The sequence below is a fragment of the Streptomyces lincolnensis genome (assembly GCF_001685355.1).
Classification (GTDB): Bacteria; Actinomycetota; Actinomycetes; order Streptomycetales; family Streptomycetaceae; genus Streptomyces; species Streptomyces lincolnensis.
This window is the reverse complement of record NZ_CP016438.1, coordinates 1,957,047-1,970,075: the sequence shown is the minus strand read 5'-3', so window position 1 is coordinate 1,970,075 and position 13,029 is coordinate 1,957,047. Positions and strand designations below refer to the sequence as shown.

The 13,029-nt window shown below is 70.3% G+C and carries 14 protein-coding genes; 12 read left to right on the top strand and 2 right to left on the bottom strand.

Annotation, left to right across the window (positions count from 1 at the left end; translation table 11 throughout):
- The first annotated feature begins 142 nt into the window (after positions 1-142).
- The 9 genes from SLINC_RS08660 (at position 143) to SLINC_RS08620 (ending at position 7,449) form a co-directional block, all read left to right on the top strand.
- Complete coding sequence (locus SLINC_RS08660) at positions 143-745, top strand: riboflavin synthase (RefSeq protein ID WP_067428821.1); 603 nt, start codon at positions 143-145, stop codon at positions 743-745.
- On the top strand, positions 742-1,383 hold the full coding sequence (locus SLINC_RS08655) for a nicotinamide mononucleotide transporter family protein (RefSeq protein ID WP_067428817.1): 642 nt from the start codon (positions 742-744) through the stop codon (positions 1,381-1,383). The genes SLINC_RS08660 and SLINC_RS08655 overlap by 4 nt, the downstream gene beginning before the upstream one ends.
- Positions 1,380-2,678 carry a bifunctional 3,4-dihydroxy-2-butanone-4-phosphate synthase/GTP cyclohydrolase II gene (locus tag SLINC_RS08650; RefSeq protein WP_067428814.1) on the top strand — a complete coding sequence of 433 codons (1,299 nt, stop codon included), beginning with the start codon at positions 1,380-1,382 and terminating at the stop codon, positions 2,676-2,678. Before SLINC_RS08655 ends, SLINC_RS08650 begins: the two co-directional genes overlap by 4 nt.
- A gap of 52 nt (positions 2,679-2,730) precedes the next feature.
- Positions 2,731-3,216, top strand: coding sequence for a 6,7-dimethyl-8-ribityllumazine synthase (gene ribH, locus SLINC_RS08645; protein WP_067428812.1), 486 nt, complete (start codon positions 2,731-2,733; stop codon positions 3,214-3,216).
- A gap of 33 nt (positions 3,217-3,249) precedes the next feature.
- On the top strand, positions 3,250-3,522 hold the full coding sequence (locus tag SLINC_RS08640; protein ID WP_020117406.1) for a phosphoribosyl-ATP diphosphatase: 273 nt from the start codon (positions 3,250-3,252) through the stop codon (positions 3,520-3,522).
- 47 nt (positions 3,523-3,569) lie between these two features.
- The gene (hisG, locus tag SLINC_RS08635) at positions 3,570-4,418 is read left to right on the top strand and encodes an ATP phosphoribosyltransferase (RefSeq protein ID WP_067428809.1); all 849 of its coding nucleotides are present in this window, start codon (positions 3,570-3,572) and stop codon (positions 4,416-4,418) included.
- Between the two features lie 13 nt (positions 4,419-4,431).
- Entirely contained in the window at positions 4,432-4,875 is a 444-nt protein-coding gene (locus SLINC_RS08630) for a PH domain-containing protein (protein ID WP_067428806.1), read from the top strand.
- 166 nt (positions 4,876-5,041) lie between these two features.
- Entirely contained in the window at positions 5,042-6,376 is a 1,335-nt protein-coding gene (locus SLINC_RS08625) for a hemolysin family protein (protein WP_067428803.1), read from the top strand.
- Complete coding sequence (locus SLINC_RS08620; RefSeq protein WP_067428799.1) at positions 6,373-7,449, top strand: hemolysin family protein; 1,077 nt, start codon at positions 6,373-6,375, stop codon at positions 7,447-7,449. Before SLINC_RS08625 ends, SLINC_RS08620 begins: the two co-directional genes overlap by 4 nt.
- A 62-nt stretch (positions 7,450-7,511) precedes the next feature.
- Here SLINC_RS08620 and SLINC_RS08615 read toward each other — a convergent pair whose 3' ends face one another.
- Positions 7,512-9,374, bottom strand: coding sequence for an AAA family ATPase (locus SLINC_RS08615; RefSeq protein WP_067428796.1), 1,863 nt, complete (start codon positions 9,372-9,374; stop codon positions 7,512-7,514).
- A 432-nt stretch (positions 9,375-9,806) separates the two neighbouring features.
- The gene (locus tag SLINC_RS08610; protein WP_079165092.1) at positions 9,807-10,427 is read right to left on the bottom strand and encodes a uridine kinase family protein; all 621 of its coding nucleotides are present in this window, start codon (positions 10,425-10,427) and stop codon (positions 9,807-9,809) included.
- Positions 10,428-10,654: 227 nt separating this feature from the next.
- Here SLINC_RS08610 and SLINC_RS08605 point away from each other — a divergent pair, with 227 nt between their 5' ends.
- The 3 genes from SLINC_RS08605 to SLINC_RS08600 all read left to right on the top strand — a co-directional run bounded on the left by SLINC_RS08605 (position 10,655) and on the right by SLINC_RS08600 (position 13,014).
- Positions 10,655-12,019 carry a peptidase C39 family protein gene (locus SLINC_RS08605; protein WP_067428791.1) on the top strand — a complete coding sequence of 455 codons (1,365 nt, stop codon included), beginning with the start codon at positions 10,655-10,657 and terminating at the stop codon, positions 12,017-12,019.
- A gap of 127 nt (positions 12,020-12,146) precedes the next feature.
- On the top strand, positions 12,147-12,287 hold the full coding sequence (locus SLINC_RS47245) for an SCO1431 family membrane protein (protein ID WP_107406573.1): 141 nt from the start codon (positions 12,147-12,149) through the stop codon (positions 12,285-12,287).
- Positions 12,288-12,351: 64 nt separating this feature from the next.
- Entirely contained in the window at positions 12,352-13,014 is a 663-nt protein-coding gene (locus tag SLINC_RS08600; RefSeq protein ID WP_067428788.1) for a TetR/AcrR family transcriptional regulator, read from the top strand.
- Positions 13,015-13,029: the final 15 nt, after the last annotated feature.

The window sequence follows — 13,029 nt, the reverse complement described above, 5'->3', positions numbered from 1 at the left end:
GCGGGCATTCGTGCGTGCCGTCGTATCAGGTCGTCCTCGTGACGAACCCTGTCCGGCGTCGTTCCCGGTGTCTCGCTCGTACATTCTGTCGTCATCGACAGCCCCGGAGTCCGTGCCCGAATGAGGCAGGAGGACCCGGGAAGTGTTCACCGGAATCGTCGAAGAACTGGGTGAGGTCACCGCCGTCGAGATCCTCGACGACGCCTCCCGCTTCCGTCTGCGCGGACCGGTCGTCACGGAGGGCGCCAAACACGGCGACTCCATCGCCGTCAACGGCGTCTGCCTCACCGTCGTGGAGCACGAGGGCGAGGAGTTCACCGCCGACGTCATGGCGGAGACCCTGAACCGTTCCAGCCTCGGCGCCCTCGCCGTCGGCTCCCGCGTCAACCTGGAACGCCCCATGGCCGTGGGCGCGCGCCTCGGCGGGCACATCGTGCAGGGCCATGTCGACGGCACCGGCGAGGTGCTGGAGCGCAAGCCGTCCGAGAACTGGGAGATCGTCAAGATCTCGCTCCCCGCGGACCTCACGCGCTATGTCGTCGAGAAGGGCTCCATCACCGTCGACGGCATCAGCCTCACCGTCGTCGACGCCGGCCCCGACTTCTTCACGGTCAGCCTCATCCCCACCACCCTCGACCTGACCACGCTCGGCCTCAAGCAGCCCGGCGACCCGGTCAACCTCGAGGTCGACGTTATCGCCAAGTACGTCGAGCGGCTGATGGGCAGTCAGGGGGCAGGCCGGTGAACTGGCTGAACTCCGAGGCGTTCACGCTCTTCGGCCAGCGCATCATCTGGTCCGACATGGTCGGCAACATCTTCGGCCTGATCACGCTCGCCCTCGGCTGGCGTCGTTCCATCTGGACCTGGAGCACCCAGTTCCTGTCCGGCCTCATCCTCTTCGTGGCCTTCTACGGCCATCTGGCGGGCAGCGCCGGCAAGCAGATCGTCGTCATGGTCGTCGCCGTGTACGGCTGGTGGCAGTGGAACCGCAGCCGGGGGCAGTCCGCGGACGGCCACATCACCCCGCGGTTCGCCACCGGGCGCGAGCGCGTGGCCATGGTCGCGGCCGCGGCCGCGGGCACGGTCGCGGTGGCCCTGCTCTTCAAGGCCTACCCGAGCCTGTCCTGGGACCCCTGGCCCGACGCCTACATCTTCGTCGGCACCATCGTCGCCATGTACGCCCAGGCCCGCGGCATGGTCGAGTTCTGGTTCGCCTGGCTGCTGGTCGACCTGGTCGGCGTCCCGCTGAACTTCGCCAACGGCTACGCCTTCTCCGGCTTCGTCTACGTCATCTACGGCGCGCTCGTCCTGTGGGGCATGCGCGACTGGTGGCTGCGCTCCCGCAAGGCCTCGCAGCCCGTCATGGAAGGAGCGCCGGCATGACAGCGGCACCGATCCTGTACAGCACCGACGGCTTCGAGGACTTCGCGCTCGACCCGATCGAGCAGGCCATCGCAGACATCGCGGCCGGCCGCCCGATCGTGGTCGTCGACGACGAGGACCGGGAGAACGAGGGCGACCTCGTCATCGCGGCCGAGAAGGCGACCCCCGAGATCGTCGCCTTCATGATGAGCGAGTGCCGCGGCCTGATCTGCGCGCCCATGGAGGGCGAGGAACTGGACCGGCTCCAGCTCCCGCAGATGGTCGCGGACAACACCGAGTCGATGAAGACCGCGTTCACGGTCTCGGTGGACGCCTCGGCGGCCCACGGAGTGACCACCGGCATCTCCGCCTCCGACCGCGCCAGCACGCTTCAGCTGCTGGCGAGCGGCGCCGCCGAGCCGTCCGACCTCGTCCGCCCCGGCCACATCTTCCCGCTGCGGGCCAGGTCCGGCGGGGTACTCACCCGCGACGGCCACACCGAGGCCGCCGTCGACCTGGCCCGGCTCGCGGGGCTGCGCCCGGCCGGCGCCATCGTCGAGATCGCTGGCGAGGACGGCCGGATGCTCCGCCTGCCCGAGCTGATCCCCTTCGCCCGCAAGCACGGCCTGACGATCATCTCCATCGAGGACCTGATCGCCTACCGCCGTACCAGCGAACCCACCGTCCGCCGCGAGGCCAAGACCCATCTGCCCACCGCCTTCGGTGAGTTCACGGCCTACGGCTACCGCTCCACCGTCGACGGCGTCGAGCATGTCGCCCTCGTGCACGGCGAGCTCGGCGACGGCGAGGACGTCCTGGTCCGCGTCCACTCCGAGTGCCTGACCGGCGACGTCTTCCACTCCCTGCGCTGCGACTGCGGCCCTCAGCTGGACGCCTCCCTGGAGCGCATCCAGAGCGAGGGCAGGGGAGTGGTGGTCTACCTGCGCGGCCACGAGGGACGCGGCATCGGCCTGCTGTCCAAGCTCCGGGCGTACGAACTCCAGGAACAGGGCCACGACACCCTCGACGCCAACCTGGAGCTCGGCCTGCCGGCCGACGCCCGGGACTACGGCGCCGGCGCGCAGATCCTGAAGGACCTGGGCGTCACTAGCGTGCGCCTGATGACCAACAACCCCGACAAGACCGACGCGCTCGTCCGCCACGGACTGAAGGTCACCGGCCGCGAGCCGATGCCCATACAGGCGGGCGAGCACAACCTCCGCTACCTGCGCACCAAGCGGGACCGGATGGGCCACGACCTGCCCTGGCTGGACACGACCCCCACGTCGGCCGTGTCCACCTGCGGCAACCAGTGACACCAGCAAGACCAGTGAAACCGGCAAGAGCACACCGAGGAGACACGAGAACGTGAGTGGCAAGGGCGCACCCGAACTGTCCGTACGCAACGTCGGAGACCTCCGGGTCGCCGTCATCGCGGCACAGTGGCACGAGAAGGTGATGGACGGTCTGGTGGACGGCGCCCTGCGCGCCCTGCGCGACCTGGGCATCGACGAGCCGACCCTGCTCAGGGTCCCCGGCAGCTGGGAACTCCCGGTCGTCGCCAAGGTCCTCGCCGGGCGCGGCTACGACGCGATCGTCGCCCTCGGCGTCGTGATCCGCGGCGGCACCCCCCACTTCGAGTACGTGTGCCAGGGCGTCACCCAGGGCCTCACCCAGGTCTCCGTGGACACCGGCGTGCCCATCGGCTTCGGCGTGCTGACCTGCGACACCGAGGAGCAGGCCCTGGACCGGGCCGGAATCGAGGGCTCCAGTGAGGACAAGGGGCACGAGGCGGTGACGGCGGCGGTGGCGACCGCAGCCACCCTCCGCTCAGTATCTGAACCGTGGCGATAGGCAGGTCGGCACACGCGTAAAGTGGGCGCCACCATGTCCAATAAGACGTTCGAGGAGCTCTTCACCGAGCTCCAGCACAAGGCCGCCAACGGCGATCCCGCCACTTCCCGCACCGCAGAGCTGGTCGGCAAGGGCGTCCATGCCATCGGCAAGAAGGTCGTCGAAGAGGCCGCCGAGGTCTGGATGGCCGCCGAGTACGAGGGCAAGGAAGCGGCCGCCGAGGAGATCTCGCAGCTGCTCTACCACGTCCAGGTGATGATGGTCGCGCGGGGGATCTCCCTCGACGACGTCTACGCCCACCTCTGAGCCGTACCCGCACCCCCTTTCCGTACGAGAAGAAGGAAGCTCGCCTCATGCTGCGCATCGCCGTCCCCAACAAGGGTTCCCTCTCCGGCCCTGCGGCGGAGATGCTGCATGAGGCCGGCTACCAGCAGCGCCGGGAGTCCAAGGAACTGCGGATCGTCGACCCGGTGAACGAGGTCGAGTTCTTCTACCTCCGCCCCCGCGACATCGCGATCTACGTCTCCTCCGGCCGGCTCGACATCGGCATCACCGGCCGCGACCTGCTGATCGACTCCGCCGCCGAGGCCGAGGAGATCCTGCCGCTCGGCTTCGCCCGCTCCACCTTCCGCTTCGCCGCCAAGCCGGGCACGGCGAACGGCGTCGAGGACCTCAAGGGCAGGACCGTCGCCACCTCCTACGAGGGCATCGTCGAGGGACACCTGGCCGACAAGGGCGTCGACGCCTCCGTCGTCCACCTCGACGGCGCCGTCGAGACCGCCATCGAGCTGGGCGTCGCCGAGGTCATCGCCGATGTCGTCGAGACCGGCACCTCGCTGCGCAACGCGGGCCTGGAGGTCTTCGGCGAGCCCATCATGAAGTCCGAGGCCGTCGTGATCCGCCGCACCGGCGCGGACGCGGAAGAGCTCAAGGTGCAGCAGTTCCTGCGCCGCCTCCAGGGCGTCCTCGTCGCCCGGACCTACGTGATGATGGACTACGACTGCCGCGTCGAGCAGCTGGAGAAGGCCGTCGCCCTCACCCCCGGCCTGGAGTCCCCGACCGTCTCCCCGCTGCACAACGAGGGCTGGGTCGCCGTCCGTGCGATGGTCCCCGCCAAGGAAGCCCAGCGGATCATGGACGACCTGTACGACATCGGCGCCCGGGCCATCCTGACCACGGCCATCCACGCCTGCCGTCTCTGAGGAGCCCGGTCAGATGTCCGAACTGCCCGCCCTGCCCGTCACCTTCCGGCCGGGCCGTACCCGTGCCGTCCTGCTCACCGCCGGTGTCGCGATCTTCGTGGTGATCACCACGATCGCCCTGCTGCTGGAGCAGCTCAGCGGCGGCGAGCGCCTCAGCTTCGTCTTCACCGGGGCGCTCCTGTTCGGGGTGCTCCTCATGCTGTCCCGGCCGAAAGTCGTCGCCGACGAGTCCGGTGTCACCGTCGTGAACATCGCCAGCCGGCGCCGCCTGGCCTGGGCCGAGATCATCCAGGTGAACCTCCGCCCCGGCGATCCCTGGGTGTTCCTCAACCTCAGCGACGGCACCAGCCTGCCGGCGCTCGGTATTCAGCCGGGCATCGCCAAGGAGCGTGCCATCGCCGACGCCCGTACGCTGCGGGCGCTCGCGGAGGCTCGTTCGACAGGGGATCTGCCGTAGCGGGCCCTGTCTTGATTAATCTGTTGGCGGAGGCGTTTTCGTTGCGCCTCCGCCCCTTGCTTCCTCCCACCCGGTTCCTGCTACCCGAGGAGTGACTCCCTCCAGCGATGGACGGATCGTCCTGTAGTACCTGCGCCGCCCCCTCCCGACATACCGAGGCGGCGGCATGACCATCCCCCTGCTCCTGCTGGGAGCGGCGTTCCTGCTGATTCTGGCCAACGGTTTCTTCGTGGCGGCCGAGTTCGGTCTCGTCACGGTCGAGGCCACCGACGCCGAGAAGGCCGCGGCCGAGGGCGACCGGCGGGCCCGTACCGTCGTCGAGTCCCTCAAGGAGCTGTCCTTCCAGCTCTCCGGCACCCAGCTCGGCATCACCATCACCTCCCTCGTCGTCGGCATGCTCGCCGAACCGGCGCTCGCGCAGCTGCTGGACGGGCCGATCACCGCGGTCGGCGTCCCCGAGGGAGCCGTCTCCGGTGTGGCCGTCGTCATCGGCATGCTGCTGGCCTCGGCCGTGCAGATGGTGATCGGCGAACTCGTGCCCAAGAACTGGGCGGTCTCCAAGCCGATGCAGGTCGCGCGCTTCGTCGCCGGCCCGCAGCACGCCTTCGCCCGGCTGTTCCGCCCGGTCATCGCCGGCCTCAACGCGGTCGCCAACCGCCTCGTCCGCGCGCTCGGCATCGAGCCCGCGGTGGAACTGGCCTCCGCCCGCACCCCGGGCGAGCTGGTCTCCCTGGCCCGGCACTCCGCCCAGGCCGGCGCCCTGGAGCAGGACACCGCAGACCTGTTCGTCCGCTCGCTCTCGCTCGCCGAGCTGACCGCGCAGCACGTCATGACCCCGCGCGTGAAGGTCAGCGCCCTCCAGTCGTCGGCGACCGCCGAGGACGTCGTCAACCTGACCCGGGCCACCGGGCTGTCCCGCTTCCCCGTCTACCGCGAGAAGATCGACGAGATCGTCGGCATGGTGCACCTCAAGGACGCGCTGTCCGTGCCCGTGCAGGACCGGCTGCGCACCCCCGTCGGCCGGATCGCCCGCCCGGCGCTGCTCGTCCCCGAGACCCTTCCCGTCAAGCCCCTGCTGTCCCGGCTGCGCAGCGAGCAGCCCATCGCCGTCGTCGTCGACGAGTACGGCGGCACGGCCGGTGTGGTCACGCTGGAGGACATCGTCGAGGAGATCGTCGGTGAGGTCCGCGACGAGCACGACGGGCAGGACCTGCCCGAACTCGCCGCCGCCCCGCCGGAGGACGGCCGCCTCGCCTGGGACGCCGACGGCAGCTGCCGGGTCGACGTCCTCCAGCGCATAGGCCTGGAGGTGCCCGAGGGCCCGTACGAGACCGTCGCGGGCCTGGTCGCCGACCTGCTCGGCCGTATCCCCGCCGTCGGCGACAGGGCCGAACTGCCCGGCTGGCGGCTGTCCGTGCGCCAGGTGGGGCACTACCGCGCCGAGCGGGTCCGGCTGGTGCGCACGGTCCCCGCGGTGAACGTCATGGAGTCCGTCCGATGAGCGTCCTCCAGCTTCTCTTCGCCGCGCTGCTCGTGCTCGCCAACGGCTTCTTCGTCGGCGCCGAGTTCGCGCTCGTCTCGGTCCGCCGCAGCCAGATCGAACCCCTCGGCACCGCCCGGGCCCGGCAGGTCCTGCACGGCCTGGAGCGGCTGCCGGAGATGATGGCCGCCGCCCAGTTCGGCATCACCCTCTGCTCGCTCACCCTGGGCGCGGTCGCCGAACCGACGGTCGCCCATCTGCTGGAGCCGGTCTTCGAGTGGATCCACCTGCCCCACGGCATGATCCATCCGCTCGGCTATGTGATCGCCCTGGCGGCGGTCGTCTTCTTCCACCTCGTCATCGGCGAGATGGTCCCGAAGAACCTCGCGATGGCGGCCCCCGAGAAGGTCGCGCTGTGGCTCAGCCCCGGTCTGGTCGCCTTCGCCCGCCTGTGCAAGCCGATCACCGTCGCTCTCGGCGCCTGCGCCCAGGGCATCCTGCGCCTCTTCCACGTCGAGCCCAAGGACGAGGTGGAGGCCGTCTTCACCAGCGAGCAGCTCAACCGGCTCGTGGAGAACTCCGGCCAGGCCGGCCTTCTCGACCCCGAGGAGCAGGAACGCCTGGAGGACGCCCTGGAGCTGGGCTCGCGCCCGGTGACGGACGTGCTGCTGCGGCGGGAGTCGCTGGTCACGGTGAGCCCCTCGGTCACCCCGGGCCGGATCGTCGAGCTCACCGGTCGCACCGGCTACTCCCGCTTCCCCGTCGCCGCGGAGAACGGCGCCTTCATGGGATACGTCCACGTCAAGGACGTGCTCGATCTGGAGGACTCCGAGCGGGCGGTACCGCAGCAGGTCTGGCGGCCGATGACGACGCTGAGGTCCGAACTGCCCCTGGACGACGCGCTGACGGTGATGCGGCGGGCGGCCACGCACCTGGCTCAGGTGGCGGACGCGTCGGGTCGCGTGCTCGGCCTGGTGGCGCTGGAGGATGTGCTGGAACTGCTGGTGGGAGAGGTACGGGATCCGGCGCACCGGGAGCTGCCGGAGGTGCGCGTCACCGAGCCCCGGAGCAGCGAGGAGGTTCTGGCCTCGTAGGAGTCGTGTCGGCCGCGGGTCCGTCGTGGCTGGTCGCCACCACCGGACCGCGGCCGAACACCTCATGCGGCCGAAGGATCCTGAGGTCCTCGCCCCGACAGGACCTCCCCGTACGCCTGCATCAGGTCCGGCAGCCGCAACGTCGACAGGTCGTCCCGGGTCAGCACGCCCGGGTAGGTCGACAACCGCAGATCCCGGTACGCGCAGCTCTTCTCGTACAGCGTCCGCAGGAACCGTCCGTTGCCCAGCTCGTCGATCCACCCCTGGTCGACCACGTGCCCGGCGATCGAGCGCAGCTCGTCGAGGGCCTCCTCGTCCCAGACGTCGCCGTTCTCCGCGGCGAGCACCTCGCCGATGGAGGTGAGCTCCAGGGGACGGTAGGAGGGAAAGTCGACCCGCGTGGTGAAACGCGAGGACAGCCCGGGGTTCGCGGCGAGGAGCCGGTCCATGCCCTCCGGGTAGCCGGCCAGGATCACCACGAGGTGGTCGCGGTTGTCCTCGGCCCGCTTCAGCAGCACCTGGAGCGCCTCGTCGCCGTACGCGTCGCCCTTGCCGTAGCCGGAGTTGGAGAGCGAGTACGCCTCGTCGACGAAGAGGACGCCGCCGAGCGCGGAGTCGATCAGCTCGTTGGCCTTCACGGCCGTCTGGCCGAGGTACTCGCCGACCAGGTCGGCCCGCTGGGCCTCCACGAGATGGTCGCCGCCGAGCAGCCCGAGGGCGTAGAAGACGCGGCCGAGGATGCGCGCGACCGTGGTCTTGCCGGTGCCGGAGGGGCCGGAGAAGACGAAGTGCCGTTTCGGCGGCTGGACCGGCAGCCCCTGCCCGGCGCGCAGCCGGGCCATGTTCAGCTGCGCGGAGAGCGCCTTGACCTGGCGTTTGACCGGTTCCAGGCCCACCATGCGCTCCAGTTCGGAGAGCGCCTCCTCCAGCAGGGCGGGGTCGGTCGGCCCGGCCGGCAGTGAGGTCGAGGCGGTGACCTTCGCGCGTACGGCGGGGTCGGTCACCGAGGTCAGGGGGCCGGTGGGCGGCAGGTCCGGCTCCGTCATCCTCAGCTCCCGTCCCTCCATGCCGAAGAGCGGGTCGAGACCGTCGGGACCGTCGATGGCGTCCTGTCCGGAGCCGGCGAGCGTGATCGCCGCGAGGTCGGCGTGGTCGTCGTAGCCGTCGCCCTCGGAGATCGCGGCGAGCCGCGCCGAGGTGTCCATGAAGGCCGGGTCGACGCGGTGCACGGCCCGGTAGAGGGGGAGGGCGGCGGCGCTGCGGCCGGTGCCCTCGTGCGCCCGGGCCAGCCAGTAGCGCAGTTCCTTGCGCTGTGGCTGTTCGCTGCGGCAGCGCATCAGGGCCGCCGAGAGCAGCGGTTCGGCCTGTCCGTACATCTCCAGGCGGACCCGGGCCATGCCGCCGAAGAGGCCCGCCTCGATCCCGAGCATGGCGTCGTCGAGCAGCGGGTCGGTGTGCCGGACGAGTTGTTCCCAGTCCTTGACGAGATAGGCGCGGCACGCGTGCAGGAAGCGGACCTGGGGGTCGGTGTCCACCGGCGGCAGGCCCGCCAGAGCCCGGTCCAGTTCCGGGACGTGCCGGCCGTCCAGCCAGTGCGAGGCGTGCGCGAGGAGCAGATCACGCGGGCTCTCCAGCACCGGTTGCACCCACCAGCCCAGCCAGTACCAGGAGTTGAGGGTGCGGCGGTGTCGTGCGCGCTGTTCGCCGAAGCGGTCGCGGTGCCGGAACATCCTGAGCAGCGCGGTCGTCGTGTCGACGCGCAGCGCGTGCAGTCCGAGCCAGCCGTCGGCCATCCCGGGATCGATCCGCACCGCGGCCCGGAACTCCTCTTCCGCCTGTGGATAGGCGCCCATCGTGTAGGCGTCCACACCTCGCAGCCAGGCGAGGTCGGCCGGGGCCTCGGGGCCCTGCGTGCCGAAATCCATCACGTCCCCCACAAACCGTGCCCCCGTGGTTCACCCCCGAGCCGTCGCCCGGTGGCCGCCTTGGTCCAACCGCCGGGCGGCGGACCGGAGTTGCAACGGTGCGCGGAGCGAGCTGTCCGTAGGGCGCACCGAGGGCATCGTACCTGCGGTGGTGTCGCCCATCGAAGGGTGCCGCACAGGACGTTTGGCGAGGTGGGAGCGGATGCGGGCGGATCCGGATGGTGACCGAGGGTGAGCGGATCGTGCCCCGCGGCGCCCGAAAAGGGGGATGAGGGCAGAACGAAGCCCCCGATCACGGGGGAACAACCGGGGGCTTCGCGTCATTGGGCGGCTCCAAATGGCCGCACATTGAGAACGTAAGTCCTGTACGGCCCCTCGGTCAAGCCGAGTTGAAGCACTCCGGGAACTTCTCCCGCAAGGCTCTTCACAAGTTCAGCACACTGCGGATGGTCCGTCACCGTGTGTCACATGCTGGTCCGGTCCAACGGTCCCGGCAGGCCCCGGAAGTACCTCGTATCCCTTTTCGCACTGGCGTACCAGGATGTCGGCGAAGGGTCGGGACGGGTCTTCGGCGAAGTGCTGTCGTTCCGCGGCGACCCATCCCGCCCAGAAGTCCCGCTGCTCCTCACCGTCCCGGGACCGGCCACGCGTCCATGCCTCCTCGGCGGGCAGCTCCATCCACAGCAGGTGCGCCAGATACGGCCGTAGCGCGCGCCGGCCCGCGCCGACGCCCTCCAGGAGGACCGCCGGGGCGGGCGGGAGCGCGCGCGGCGGTCCGAAGCGGCGCGCGTGCCAGTCGTAGGGCCGGTAGTGCGCGCTCTCGCCACGGGCCAGCGGTTCGATCACCTGGGACAGCAGTCGGCCGGTCCAGTCGAAGAGCTCGTCGTGGCTGGCGATGTCGTCGAGATGCAGGACCGGTGCGTCCTCCAGGGCTCGGGCCAACTCCCCGGCGAACGTGGTCTTTCCGGAGCCGGCGTGCCCGTCGACGCCGATCAGGCGGACCGGGCCGCAGGACGGGGGGAGGCGGCGGAGCCGGGAGGCGAGGTCGTGGATGACGGTTCCTGTGGCGGTGCGAGGGATGGGCGTGGCGCTGAAAAGCCAGGCTACGCGTCCTCCGGTCCGACCTCCTTGGCCCGGCCGCCGTGCCAGTGGAGAAGACCAATATTGCTCCGCGTGGCACGGGTCGAAGTGCTGGCAGGAGCATGCCGCCTGCTCCATAGTGGGCGCACAACCGTGCACCGGACCTGCCCCGACTCGGACACCTTGGGGGTCTCCCGCCCATGAGCAGAGCCGAACAGTTGTCCCGCAGAACTGTCCTGGCCGCCGCGGTCGCCGCGGCCGCGGCGGCGGGCGCGAGCCCGGCCGCCGCCGAGCCCCCGGCCGACGACACCGCGGACCCCGTGCGGGCCCCCGCCTCCTTCGTCGACAACCGTGCCTGGACGACGTACACCGACTGGCGCGCGGGCACAGTGAAGGGTGCCAGGGCCGTCGCCGGCACCCGGCCGGGCGTGGTGATCGGCACCCCGGCCGGCACCATCGACCACACCGACCCGCACACCGGGAGAACGGCCTCCTGGGAGTACGCGATCTGGACGTCCCCCGTCCACGAACTCGCCGTCCCCGCGACCGAGGTGATCCCCTCCTGGAACGCGCGGACCCCGGCCGGCACCTGGCTCCAGGTCGAGCTGAAGGGGACGTACTCCGACGGCACGGCCACGCCCTGGTACGTCATGGGCCGCTGGGCGGCCGGCGACCAGGACATCCGGCGGACCTCGGTCGACGACCAGAGCGACGACAGGAGCAGCGTCTGGACGGACACCTTCGCGATCGACGACCCGGCCACGGGCCTGCGCCTGACCGCGTACCGTCTCCGCCTCACCCTGTACCGCAAGCCCCGCACGAAGAGCACGCCCACGGTCTGGCGGGTCGGCGCGATGGGCTCCGACGTGCCCGACCGCTTCACCGTCCCGGCCTCGGTCCCGAACCTCGCCGAGGAACTGCTGGTCCGGCGCTACTCCCAGGAGATCCACAAGGGCCAGTACCCGGAGTACGACAACGGCGGCGAGGCCTGGTGCAGCCCGACCTCCTCGCAGATGATCATCGAGTACTGGGGCGGCCGGCTCACGAAGGAACAGCTGTCCTGGGTCGACCCCTCGTACGCGGATCCGCAGGTGTGCCACGCCGCCCGCTTCACGTACGACCACCAGTACGCCGGCTGCGGCAACTGGCCGTTCAACGCCGCCTACGCGGCCACCTTCAAGGACCTCCAGGGCGTGGTCACCCGCCTCGGCTCGCTCACCGACCTGGAGACGCTGATCGCGGCCGGTATCCCCGCCATCACCTCCCAGTCGTTCCTCAAGGAGGAGCTCACGGGGGCCGGGTACGGGACCGCCGGTCACCTGATGACCGTCATCGGCTTCACGGCTGAGGGCGATGTGATCGCCAACGATCCCGCCGCACCGACCAACGAGGCCGTGCGGCGCGTCTACAAGCGGCGCGAGTGGGAGAACATCTGGCTCAGGACCAAGCGGTACAACGCCTCCGGCAAGGTCGTCTCCGGCACCGGAGGCGTCTGTTACCTGTACTTCCCGGCGCATCCGACGCCACGGCAGTGCAGGGCGCTCGCGGCGGTGGGGGTGCGCTGAGCCGGCCGGGGCCCCGGATGCCGGGGCCCCTGTGACCAAGGTCTCTGCCGCAAACGCCCATGTCGGTGGCAAGGTGGACCAATCGGTGGGGGGAGTCCACCCGTAATCCGTAGATCAGCGAGACGCCATGACCGCACAAGCAGCCACCGCCGCCCGCGCCCGCACCGGAGGGCCCGACGAAGACGGTCCGAAGGCCGTCGAGCACGTCATGGGCTGGATCCTCGTCGTGGTGATCGCCATGCTCATCACCCAGCTCGGCCTGCTGTGAGCTGACCCATACCCGACCTGCCATACTGCGGTGGTCCCGCCGCCCGTTGAGACCAGGGTCGAAATTGAATATTAGTCAACAGCGCGATGTCGCCACCCGTCCCCGGGCACGCGGCACCGAGCGCTCCGTCGCACGCCGCGCCGAACTCATCGCCATCGGGCGGAAGTTGTTCGCGGACACGTCGTACGACGCGCTCTCGATGGATGACATCGCCCGCCAGGCGCATGTCGCCAAGGGACTGATCTACTACTACTTCCAGTCCAAGCGCGGTTACTACCTGGCGATCATCCAGGACTCCGTCGCCGACCTGGTCACGTATGCGGCGAGCGGCCTGGAGATGGAGCCGGTCGACCGGGTCCACCGCACCATCGACAGCTATCTGCGGTACGCCGAGCACAATCAGGCCGCCTACCGCACCATCGTCAGCGGCGGCGTCGGATTCGACGCCGAGGTGCACGCCATCCGGGACGGCGTCCGCGAGGCGATCGTCGCGACCATCGCCGAAGGGGCGTACGGCCGCAGCGACATCGCCCCCCTGGCCCGCATGGGACTGCTCGCCTGGGTGTGCAGCGTCGAGGGCGCCGCCCTCGACTGGATCGACCGCCCGAAGCTGTCCCGCGACACCATGCGCGAACTGCTGGTGAAGACGCTCGGCGGAGCCATGCGGGCCATCGAGGAGATGGACCCCGCGTACCCGGCCCCGGATCCCGCCCGCCGCGACGACTGACGGCCGGCCGCCACG

Excerpts from the sequence above, each read along its gene's own strand:
- SLINC_RS08650 (WP_067428814.1), top strand. The coding sequence starts at position 1,380 with ATGACAGCGGCACCGATCCTGTACAGCACCGACGGCTTCGAGGACTTC.
- SLINC_RS08640 (WP_020117406.1), top strand. The coding sequence starts at position 3,250 with ATGTCCAATAAGACGTTCGAGGAGCTCTTCACCGAGCTCCAGCACAAG.
- hisG (WP_067428809.1), top strand. The coding sequence starts at position 3,570 with ATGCTGCGCATCGCCGTCCCCAACAAGGGTTCCCTCTCCGGCCCTGCG.
- SLINC_RS08630 (WP_067428806.1), top strand. The coding sequence starts at position 4,432 with ATGTCCGAACTGCCCGCCCTGCCCGTCACCTTCCGGCCGGGCCGTACC.
- SLINC_RS08625 (WP_067428803.1), top strand. The coding sequence starts at position 5,042 with ATGACCATCCCCCTGCTCCTGCTGGGAGCGGCGTTCCTGCTGATTCTG.
- SLINC_RS08620 (WP_067428799.1), top strand. The coding sequence starts at position 6,373 with ATGAGCGTCCTCCAGCTTCTCTTCGCCGCGCTGCTCGTGCTCGCCAAC.
- SLINC_RS08615 (WP_067428796.1), bottom strand. The coding sequence starts at position 9,374 with ATGGATTTCGGCACGCAGGGCCCCGAGGCCCCGGCCGACCTCGCCTGG.
- SLINC_RS08605 (WP_067428791.1), top strand. The coding sequence starts at position 10,655 with ATGAGCAGAGCCGAACAGTTGTCCCGCAGAACTGTCCTGGCCGCCGCG.
- SLINC_RS47245 (WP_107406573.1), top strand. The coding sequence starts at position 12,147 with ATGACCGCACAAGCAGCCACCGCCGCCCGCGCCCGCACCGGAGGGCCC.